The sequence below is a fragment of the Prevotella sp. khp7 genome (genome assembly GCF_900109055.1).
Lineage (GTDB): Bacteria > Bacteroidota > Bacteroidia > Bacteroidales > Bacteroidaceae > Prevotella.
Genome location: NZ_FOIV01000005.1, coordinates 1 through 10,215, shown reverse-complemented (window position 1 = coordinate 10,215; position 10,215 = coordinate 1). Strand labels below are relative to the sequence as shown.

Below are 10,215 nucleotides of genomic sequence, written 5' to 3'. Positions count from 1 at the left end.
CCCGTTCGCAATCTGGCCATCTTCCTTTCGGCCAATCCAACATGGGGTGTATATAGCCCAAGCTGGACCATCGGCGGACAGAAATTCTGGAACACAATGACCTACGACGATCCTCGTAGTGACACAGGCAAGACTGATGTGACCTTCACCAAGCCTATCTTCTTCTTCGACCTGAATAACACCTTCCGCTTTAAGCACAGCTGGCAGTTGGAGGCCAATGCTAACATCCAGACCAAAGGTGATGTACTGAACTTCCGTATACTCTCACCCTCATACAACATCCGTTTTGTGGTACAGAAATGCTGGCTGAAGAATGATGCCCTGTGCCTGCGTGCCAGCATCAGCGATGTGTTCCAGCGTAGCGTACAGGATATGGCTCACGATTGTGGTTTCTTCTACGCTCTGCAGAAAACACGAAGCCGTAGCCACCGTCTGGACATCTCTATCCGTTACACCTTCAACGCCCAGAAGAGCAAGTATAAGGGAACAGGTGCCGGTAAAGCCGAGCAGCAACGCATGAGCAACGGCAACTGATACAATTCATCACAAATCAGTGCAGTTTATCCCAAATGTTTGGTTGTCTCGGCAACAATTCGTACCTTTGCAACGTCAAATGATTAAGCAAAAAACTATATTTAAATGTAGATGAAGACAATTGTATTGAACACTTTAGAGGAAGGCTGTGATTCAGAACAAATCAGCACCCTGATTAAAGGTGACGATATGGAAATCATCAACACCTCCGATATGAAAATTGCGCATTGCATGGGCTGCAACCTGTGTTGGCTGAAGATGCCCGGTATCTGTGCTATCAAGGATGACTATGAGGGCATTATCAAGAAACTGGTAGATGCAGAGAATCTGTGGCTGGTATCGGATACACGCTTCGGATTCGTGGACTGGCGCGGTAAGCGGGTAATGGACCGCATCGTGCCGATGCTGAATATGTATGTGGAGTTCCGTGACGGCTTGGAGCGTCACGAGCTGCGCTACCATCCGCTGAACTTCGGCCTTCTGTACAAAGGCAAGGCCGACCAAGAGTTTCTCGAAGAATGGAGCCAGCGCGTGGCTTCAAACCTCGCCGGGCAGTCGCTGGGTGTCTATCATATAAGAAAGGAGGGCAAGCCATGCATGTAGTCATTATCAACGGAAGTCCGCGTGTGCAGAAGTTCAGCAATACGGATAAGATTATCCAGTCGTTTGTCAAAGGACTCCAAGCATCTGGTTCCTCATACGATCTCTATTCGCTGTCGAACCGCAAGGAATGGGATGCTGCACGTGCGTCTTTCATCACCCACGATCAAATCATATTCGCCCTGCCACTTTTTGTGGAGTGCGTGCCCAGTATCATGCTTGAGTTCTTAGAGACATTGCCAACAGAGCGTCAGCTGCCAGCGCAGATGTCTTTTATCCTGCACGGTGGCTTCGACGAAGGGCACCAACTGCGTCTTTGCGAGCGATTCCTGCAGTCCCTCCCAGCACAATTGGGCTGCACCTACGGCGGTTGTCTGGTTCAAGGCGGCAGTTTCCTGATTCGTATGCGCGACGATGAGAAGATGAAGAAGACGATGACCAAGAAACTGGATGCCTATACCAAGATGGGACAGTCGTTCGTCAGCAATGGCAATTTCATGACCACCGAGGCCGGTAAATTCACTGGCCCAGAGAAGAATCCTTGGATTGTTCACCTACTGTTCCGACTCTTCATCAAGCGTATTGTCCGCAAGAATTTCGAACGTTTCGCCCAGCAATGGGGCTGCACCCGGCCATTGGACGATAAACCGTATCTGTAATCTATGAATTGGATTCATAACTTTGCAACGTCAAATGACTAACAACAGAAGAAAGATGAAACAAAAACTATATTTACTACTCCTGTTGGCTGTAATGCTGGCAGGATGTAACACAAAACCAGAGAATCTGAGTGATATCGCCTCAGAGTATGCGACCGTCAACGACAGCGTTCGCGTACATTATAAAATATATGGCGATGGCAATAAAACCATCTGCTTCGTTCATGGCTTCGGTTGCGACCTCAATACATGGGAGAAACAGTTCGAGGGACTGCGAGACGACAGCAATCTTCGCCTCCTATTCATCGACCTGCCAGGCTATGGCGAGAGCAGCAAGCCACACGTGGAGTACACGCTCGATTTCTTCGCCAAGGCCGTCAATGCGGTGCTGGACAAAGAGCATGTAGGGGCAGTTGTCCTTGTGGGGCACAGTCTTGGCACGCCCGTTTGCCGTCAGGTTCTGATGAGTGGCCGACAGGGAGATCTCGTCGATATAGATGGTGTCTATTGCTTTTACGACGGCACGGAAACGGCTGAATACGTGGAAGCCGTCAATCAGTTCGGCCATGCTTTCGACGGGCCAGATTGTAGCGAGGTCATCGCAGGCTTCGTCACATCGCTGGCTGGGGCTGAAACACCACAGAGCATCACTGACTATGCCATGAGCGTGATGCCCAAGACACCGCAGTATGTGGCATCGAGTACTATGCGCAACCTTGTGGAACGGCAGTGGTGGTCTCAGCGTCCTTTGCATGGTCGGGCAATGGTCATCTGTACGCAGAACAGCGGTCTTGAGCCTGACAATCGTCAGAAAATGGAACGACTCTATCCCCATCTCGACTACACCGAACTGACCAACTGCGGCCACTTTATCCACATGGAACAGCCCGAGGTGTTCAATGAGAAACTGAAGAAATTTGTAAATAACGAGGAAAAATGGAGATGAAGACAATTGTATTGATATGGCAATAACGAGCGAGAGACTGAGACAGACATTTAGCGAGGGTGGATCTCAAGAGATATACAAAGAAGTAAAGGCTGCAGGCGATTTCCTTGGTTTTGCACGACGGTATGTTTTTGACGTAGACTATCGTGTGGCGAGGAGCGCCTTGTGGGGACTGACCAAGGCCATGAACGAAGAACTGTCAGAATTGCAGGTGATACTCAATGAACTGATAGACCAGGCCATGCAGACGGAGAACTCGTCTGTCAGGCGGTTGACGCTGAACATTATCGAACGATTGAAGATGGACGAAGACAATCTAAGGACAGACTTCCTTGACTTCTGTTTCGAACACATGGTCAGCATCGAGGAGTTCCCTGGCACCCAGACGCTCTGCATGAAGCTCGCCTATCGCATGTGTACCTTCTATCCAGAATTGATGGACGAGCTGAAGCGCACGCTCGAAGCGATGGAGATAGATTATTACAAACCCGCCGTAAAGTGCCTGCGCAAAAGGATTCTCAGTGGGCAATATAGATAACATTAAAAATAAAAAATGGATAAGATGAGCAATAAAGCACTTGTCGTTATCGACATTCAGAACGACATCACCAAGCATTATCGAGACATCATCGACAATATCAATGCTGCTATCGAATGGGCTGTGACGGAGGGTATGCACATTGTGTATATCAAGCATAACAACATCACCGCTGGCACGCGAACTTTTAAGCCTGGCACCAAAGGCGAGGAATTGGCGCCTGAGATGAAGGTCGTGTCAGACAATATCTTCGTGAAGACGAAAAGCAACGCCCTTACAAGCGAGGCGTTTTCTGCTTTCATTGCAGCGAATGGCATCAATGAGTTCTACATAGCAGGAGCCGATGCTACCGCCTGCGTGAAATCGACATGTTTCAACATGACCAAGGCTGGCTTCACGGTACATGTCCTCTCCGACTGCGTCACCAGCTACGACCTGAAGAAGCTCCCAGAGATGCTCGCATATTACGAAAGCAAAGGCTGTCAGGTCAAGCCACTTGCCGAGTACCAATGAAACATCTGCCGAATATCATTTCAGTGCTCAGGATTGCAGGCTCTTTAGGTCTGCTCCTTTGTGATGTGACGGGTTTGGTTTTTTGGATAATCTACGCTCTCTGTGGCATCAGCGATATCGTTGACGGATGGCTGGCTCGGAAGCTGAAGTGTGTCACCAAGAAGGGAGCATTGCTGGATAGCGTGGCTGACATCTGCTTCGTAGCGTGTTGTGCCTGGAAGCTCCTGCCGATACTCGAACTGCCGCAATGGCTATGGCTGTGGGCAGGAGTAATTGTCGTGATTAAAGCCGTGAATCAGCTTTCGGCACTTGTGATGTACGGATGCTTCCAATTTCCTCACACTCTTGCGAACAAGGCAACGGGATTCATGCTCTTCATTGCAGTCCCAATGACGTTTGTATCCGTCATTCCCATTACCATTGTAGCCGCTATCGCCACGTTTGCCGCGGTCCAAGAAGGTCACTTCATACGAACAAGAGATAATATGAGAAAGATAGTAACATTAGTTTGTGCGTTGGTTGTTACATCATGCTGGGCGCAAGAGTTAATAAGCGACAGTACCAGCTATGGTGCGTGCATCATGCGTGATGGCTCCGTTAGTGGTGTTAACCAAAATGAGCGTTTTGCCATGCACAGTGTGATGAAGTTCCCGCAAGCTTTATACGTTGCCGATTATCTGGGGCGGAAAGGATTGGCTCTTGATGACACGATCGTTGTCGATAAGGCAGATCTGATGCAAGACACATGGTCACCAATGCTAAAACGATTTGAAGGTAAAGGGGCCATTTCGTATGCGGAGCTGCTGGAATTGTCTCTCGGACAGAGCGACAACAATGCGTGCGAACTACTTTTCAAGTATTGCGGTAAGCCCAAGATAGTAGAGAAGTACATGAGAAAACTTGGATGCCGCGATATCCATGTTCGCATGACAGAGGAACAGATGCATAAGAATCCGGCAAAGGCCATCGAAAACAGTTCCACCCCCGCAGAAATGGTTCGTTTGTTCGAGTGGTTTTATCATCACAAAGACAACAACCAATATCTGACGTTCATATGGAAGGCGATGGCCGACTGCTCAACAGGACTGAAACGAATCCCTGCTGCGATACCCGCCGGTGCCCGTATCGTACATAAGACAGGTACAGGATTCCCTTCGCCTGAAAGAGTGCAAGACATGAATGATGCAGGTATCATTCTTATGCCTGATGGAAGCTACGCCATTATTGCCGTTTTCACCACGCACTCACCATCTGAGGCAGTAATAGAAAATATTGCCAAACAACTGTTAGAACAATAAGAAAGAAACAATGAAAAGGTTACAACTCGGAGCGGTGCTCCACTTCCTTATAGCCATTGGCCACGTCGGCTGCCTGTTCGCTCTGGACGAGGCATTCGAGGCCTACGGCATCCGTGAAATCATGCATCAGATGGTGGCAGGACATGTCTGGATGCTGTATGCCCTCACCATCGGTCTTGTCCTCGCCTTCTGCCTGGCAGGACTTTACGCCCTCTCTGCCACAGGCGACATCCGTCGCTTGCCCCTGACGCGCACGGCCATTATCACCATCGTTATGCTCTATAGCCTTCGTGCTCTGGCTGGAGGCATCAGCTGCATCTATGATTTCAAATGGCTGCAATTTATCTCATCTCTCGTTCCTGCCATTATTGCATGGTGCTACTGGCCGGGAGTAAAAGCAAGAACAACAATATGTTAAACTCATGTTAAAATCTTCATTTCCCTTGACTCGTCCCTAAGGTCATGCCTTAACTTTGCAGTCGCTTAGCAAATACATCGCGCGATATGAGTAAGAAAACAAGGTTAAAAATCGGAGAGTTCTCACAGTTGATGCAGGTGACGGTAAAGACCCTGCGTCACTACGAACAGAAGGGACTGCTCGCGCCTGACGAGGTGGACGAGTGGACTGGCTACCGCTACTACAGCATCGACCAGATGCAGCGATTGAAAGACATCCGCGACCTGCAACGGCTTGGCTTCTCGCTGGACGAGATTAAAGACCTGTTCGACGATGGTTCGCACACGCCAACCATCCGCCAGATGACCGAGAAGATCAGGGAAACGGAGGCACAACTGAAGGCACTGATAGCCCGTCGCAACCAACTGCTCGACTGGAGGAACGCTCGCAAAGAAATGAAGACAATGGAAAAATTTAGCATTCAATCGTTGCCCGAAATCATCGTGGCAAGCCATCGTGAAGTCATTCCCAACTACGCCGCTATCGGCCCTATGTGTGTAGAGAAAATCGGTCCCGAAATGCAACGCCTCGGCTGCAAGTGTCCACCACCAGGTTACTGCTTCACTGTGGAGCACAACAAGGAGTACACGCCTACCGACATCGACATCGAGTATTGCGAACAGGTGGAAGAAATGGGTGAGGACAGTACCATCATCAAGTTTAAGCGTTTGCCTGCTGTACCCAAGGCGCTCTGCATGAAGCACGTAGGTCCTTACGAGCGCTTTTACGAGTCGTTCACCGAGGCTTTCCGCTACATTGAGGAGCAAGGTTACAAGGTAAATGGTCAGCATCGCACGTGCTACATCGACGGTGCATGGAACCAGGAAGATCCAGAGAAATGGCTGTCGGTGATTCAGATACCAATAGAGTAATAATCCGTCCTGATCGTCCCATATAGTTTGGGGCGGTCAGGATAAAAAGAGTTACACAATGAATGATATTATAATCAACCCCCAGCAGATTGCCGCATGCGGCCTATATTGCGGAGCATGCAAGAAGTTCCTCAATGGCAAATGCCCTGGATGCAAGGAGAACGAAAAAGCATCGTGGTGTAAAATCCGCAGGTGCTGTCAAGAGAAAGGTTTTCATACTTGTGCCGACTGCAACAAGGATGTGAAGAACTGCAAGATTCACAATAACTTTGTTGGTAAGATCTTTGCTTTCCTGTTCAATAGCGACAGAGCCGCCTGCCTCCGCTATATCCGCGAAAACGGAGAGGATGCCTTTGCGGAGAAGATGGCAAAGGATCAGCAGATGACGATGAAAAGGAAATGATATGATATTAGAATTAGCAACACAACTGGACTTCGATGCCATCATCACCTTTTATGATGATGTGACGGAGCGCACGCCAGAGATGGCCACATACGCCCGATGGAGCAAAGGTAAGCACCCGACGGTTGAGGGCATCCGTGCCTATATCGACGAAGGGAGCATGTATCTGTATAGAGAGGAAGGTAATATCGTCGGCGCTATGGCCGTCACGATGTATCAGGGCGAGGACTATCACGCCATCGACTGGACGCAGCAAGTGGACGATGACAAGGTGGCTGTGATTCATATCCTTGCCGTCAGTCCCGACGCGCAGGGCAAAGGCATCGGTTCGGAGATGATTCGCGAGGCTATCTGTCTCGCTCAGAATAATGGCATGCAGGCCATCCGCCTCGATGCCCTCGCCTCGAACACTCCCGCCCACAGACTCTACGAGCGTCTCGGCCTCGAGTATCGCGGTAAGCAGCACCTCTACGCCGAGAACACCGGCTGGACGGACTTCTATTTCTTTGAGTACAAAAACAAATAAATATTAAGAAAGATGAAACACGAGATTATTACATTTGACGATGTGCAGATTATCGGCATGGCCAAGGAAATCGCATTCTGCAAGGGTCAGGAAGAGTGCCCCAAGTTCTGGGGCGAGTATGTGGAAAGAATCATCAAGCCAGTGTTTCTGGATCACAAGACGCCGGATGCCTTTCAGCAGGCAGCCATCGATAACGGTGTCGGCGAGTTCGGACTCTGTACCTGCGACATCCCCAACCACAACTGCATGACCTGTGCAGAAGTGAATTTTGGCGCTTGCAGCAACAAGACCTTCACCTACGTGATTGGCGGTGTTTATAAGGGTGGCAGCGTGCCGAAGGGTATGCGGCTCTTTCCCATCCGCAGCGGCAAGTGGCTAAAGGTTCATTTCGAGGGCGGCATGAAAGCCTTCCAGCAGCAGCTTCAGATGTTCTACAAGGAGTGGCTGCCCCAGCACCCTGAGTTCCGCTGTCCCATGAACGCCATGACGATGGAATGGTACAACGGCACCGACATCGAGTCGCCAGATTACCAGTGCGGCGTGATGATACCCATAGAATAATCATCAAAACGTAAATATGTAGAGAAAAGACAATGAAAGAAAGATTCAAATTCAACACCGTAGGGCTTTTCACTCGCGACAACAAAGCGACTGTAGAATTTTATACGAAGGCCTTTGGCTTTACCACCGATTGGGACGGCATCCAGTCCAACGTGGAGATGATGCTGGGCGACATGCGTATCATCCTCTTCCCGCGTGACGCTTTCGAGCAGATGGTCGCTCGGAAATTTCAATATCCCGAGGGGTTCAACGGTACGATGGAATTGGCATTCGATGTGCCGACCTTCGCTGATGTCGATAAGGAATACCAGCATGCGCTTTCGAATGGTGCCGCCTCCGTTCTTTCTCCCACTACAGAGCCTTGGGGACAGCGCACCTGCTATGTGGCCGATCCAGACGGAAATCTGATAGAGATAGGTTCGTTTACAAAATAGTTCATGAATACAGGCACACTGACGGTATTGTTTGAGGATCCTTTTTGGATTGGTTTGTTTGAACAAACTGACCATGAGGGTTTGCACGTTTGCAAGGTAACTTTTGGTGCCGAGCCGACGGACAAGGAGGTGATGGAGTTCATTGATAAGAACTGGCATCGCCTCCAGTTTAGTCAATCTGTAGATGTGGCTCCAACCACCGAAACCAGGAAGAACCCCAAGCGACAACTTCGTGAAGCCAAAAAGCAGATGCAGTCGCAGGGCATCGGTACCAAGTCGCAACAAGCCCTTAAGTTGCAACAGGAACAGAACAAGATTGAACGGAAACAACGCTCAAAAGCAGAACGCGAAGCCGAAAAGCAACGTCAGTTTGACCTGCGCCAGGCCAAGAAGAAAGAAAAACATAGAGGACATTAATAAAAGAAATACCATTGAGCTACGCTCGATGGCGCTCACGCTCGGCAAAATCCAAGTAAACTTGTCTTTTGCACTCACTTAATCGCGCCATTCGTCACAAAAATGTGCAATTCATCCCAGAAATGGGGTGGATTGCAACTTTTTTATGGTCTTTGGGCGTCCAACAGGCAAAACATTTAAATTGAAAAGAAAATGAAAAAGTTAAGTTTGAAAATGGTAGCTTTGATAGCTGCAATGATGATGTGTTTAACAGCCGACGCTAAGACCGAGGATGTTGGCGGGCGCGTGATTGACGCAAAGGGTGACCCATTGCCATTTGTCAGTGTGGCACTACTTACGGCGGATTCTACCTATATACAAGGCGCCACGAGCGACGTAAACGGGTGCTTTCAGATTAAGACAACAGAAACGTGCTGTATCCTGCGATTCTCATATATTGGCTACAAGACACAATATGTTGATGTGAACGGTTCAGAAATTGGTGCCGTTCAGATGGAGCCAGACCAGACCATGCTCAGCGAGATTACCGTGAAAGGGCAGATGCCGAAAACCAAGCTGACGGGAAACTCTATGTTGACGACCATTCAGGGAACCGTGCTCGGCCTGTCGGGAACAGCCATGGAGATGCTGACCAAAGTGCCTGGCATGATGATGAAGGGCGACGATCTTGAGGTGCTGGGCAAGGGCACACCAGTCTTTTATATTAATGGTAGAAAGATGCGAGATAAGGACGAACTGAAACGACTGCGCTCGGAGGAGATACAGAGCGTAGAGGTGATTACCAATCCTGGTGCAGAGTACGATGCCACTATTTCGGCAGTGGTACGTATCAAGACTGTTCGCCGCGAGGGAACTGGTTTCGGCTTTGACTTGATGGCTGCCAACAATCAGGATCTGGCGTTTGGTTTCAGCGATCCCAGTAGCACGTTGAACCTGCGTTATCGCCACAACAACCTGGACCTGTTTGGCATGGTGAACTATTGGACGTGGGATAGTCCTAACGACCTGCATATTACGCAATCCACATTCTTAAAGGCCGATGAAGGCATCAGGAATATTCTTCAGGACAGTCACGCGCGTAACGACTGGCACGGAGAGGGCCTGAACTATAACCTGGGCTTTAACTGGCAGATTAACGACAAACACTCGTTGGGTGCCAGAGTGGAACGCCACGACCAGTTTAATACGTATAACGACATGTGGGTAGATACCGAAAACAATCTCACAGGTCGCGACCTTTCGCACCAGGACGGTCATACCTATTATCCGTACAATTGGCAGAGCAATGCCTATTATAACGGCCAGGTGGGCAAACTGAACATCGACCTGAACGTGGATTTTCTGACAGATAAAGAGAATGACGACGACCAGATAGATGTGTATTTGCCAGAAACCCAGACTATGCAGCAGAACTCGCATACATGGTCGCGACTCTGGGCTACCAAACTGGTGCTGAG

General features: G+C 49.4%; 15 protein-coding genes. All 15 read left to right on the top strand.

All coding sequences use genetic code 11. The annotated features are described in order from the left end of the window. A partial coding sequence (locus tag BMX82_RS12795) for an outer membrane beta-barrel protein (protein WP_177172108.1) occupies positions 1-534 on the top strand: 534 nt, incomplete at its 5' end. Between the two features lie 111 nt (positions 535-645). Then, a complete protein-coding gene (locus tag BMX82_RS13130) occupies positions 646-1,137 on the top strand; it encodes a flavodoxin family protein (protein WP_218142025.1) in 492 nt (163 codons plus the stop codon). Beyond that, a complete protein-coding gene (locus BMX82_RS13125) occupies positions 1,128-1,793 on the top strand; it encodes a flavodoxin family protein (protein ID WP_218142024.1) in 666 nt (221 codons plus the stop codon). The genes BMX82_RS13130 and BMX82_RS13125 overlap by 10 nt, the downstream gene beginning before the upstream one ends. A 55-nt stretch (positions 1,794-1,848) precedes the next feature. Beyond that, positions 1,849-2,739, top strand: coding sequence for an alpha/beta fold hydrolase (locus BMX82_RS12785; protein ID WP_177172107.1), 891 nt, complete (start codon positions 1,849-1,851; stop codon positions 2,737-2,739). A gap of 16 nt (positions 2,740-2,755) precedes the next feature. Next, entirely contained in the window at positions 2,756-3,277 is a 522-nt protein-coding gene (locus BMX82_RS12780; protein ID WP_091769583.1) for a hypothetical protein, read from the top strand. A gap of 15 nt (positions 3,278-3,292) precedes the next feature. Continuing rightward, positions 3,293-3,790, top strand: coding sequence for a cysteine hydrolase family protein (locus BMX82_RS12775; protein WP_255396615.1), 498 nt, complete (start codon positions 3,293-3,295; stop codon positions 3,788-3,790). Then, positions 3,787-5,088, top strand: a complete 1,302-nt coding sequence (locus BMX82_RS12770; protein ID WP_091769580.1) for a serine hydrolase — start codon at positions 3,787-3,789, stop codon at positions 5,086-5,088. The genes BMX82_RS12775 and BMX82_RS12770 overlap by 4 nt, the downstream gene beginning before the upstream one ends. Before the next feature lie 10 nt (positions 5,089-5,098). Continuing rightward, positions 5,099-5,506: a hypothetical protein gene (locus BMX82_RS12765; protein WP_091769577.1), complete on the top strand. Its 408-nt coding sequence runs from the start codon at positions 5,099-5,101 to the stop codon at positions 5,504-5,506. A gap of 86 nt (positions 5,507-5,592) precedes the next feature. Then, positions 5,593-6,417, top strand: a complete 825-nt coding sequence (locus tag BMX82_RS12760) for a MerR family transcriptional regulator (RefSeq protein ID WP_091769574.1) — start codon at positions 5,593-5,595, stop codon at positions 6,415-6,417. 58 nt (positions 6,418-6,475) lie between these two features. Continuing rightward, complete coding sequence (locus BMX82_RS12755; protein WP_091769571.1) at positions 6,476-6,820, top strand: DUF3795 domain-containing protein; 345 nt, start codon at positions 6,476-6,478, stop codon at positions 6,818-6,820. A 1-nt stretch (position 6,821) separates the two neighbouring features. Then, on the top strand, positions 6,822-7,346 hold the full coding sequence (locus BMX82_RS12750) for a GNAT family N-acetyltransferase (protein ID WP_091769569.1): 525 nt from the start codon (positions 6,822-6,824) through the stop codon (positions 7,344-7,346). A 12-nt stretch (positions 7,347-7,358) separates the two neighbouring features. Further along, a complete protein-coding gene (locus BMX82_RS12745) occupies positions 7,359-7,907 on the top strand; it encodes a GyrI-like domain-containing protein (protein ID WP_091769566.1) in 549 nt (182 codons plus the stop codon). A 32-nt stretch (positions 7,908-7,939) separates the two neighbouring features. Continuing rightward, positions 7,940-8,341: a VOC family protein gene (locus tag BMX82_RS12740; RefSeq protein ID WP_091769563.1), complete on the top strand. Its 402-nt coding sequence runs from the start codon at positions 7,940-7,942 to the stop codon at positions 8,339-8,341. A gap of 3 nt (positions 8,342-8,344) precedes the next feature. Further along, positions 8,345-8,758 (top strand): YjdF family protein, encoded by a 414-nt coding sequence (locus tag BMX82_RS12735; RefSeq protein WP_091769560.1) that lies wholly within the window; start codon positions 8,345-8,347, stop codon positions 8,756-8,758. A 192-nt stretch (positions 8,759-8,950) separates the two neighbouring features. After that, positions 8,951-10,215: carboxypeptidase-like regulatory domain-containing protein (locus tag BMX82_RS12730; protein WP_177172106.1), on the top strand; the 1,265-nt coding region annotated here is incomplete at its 3' end.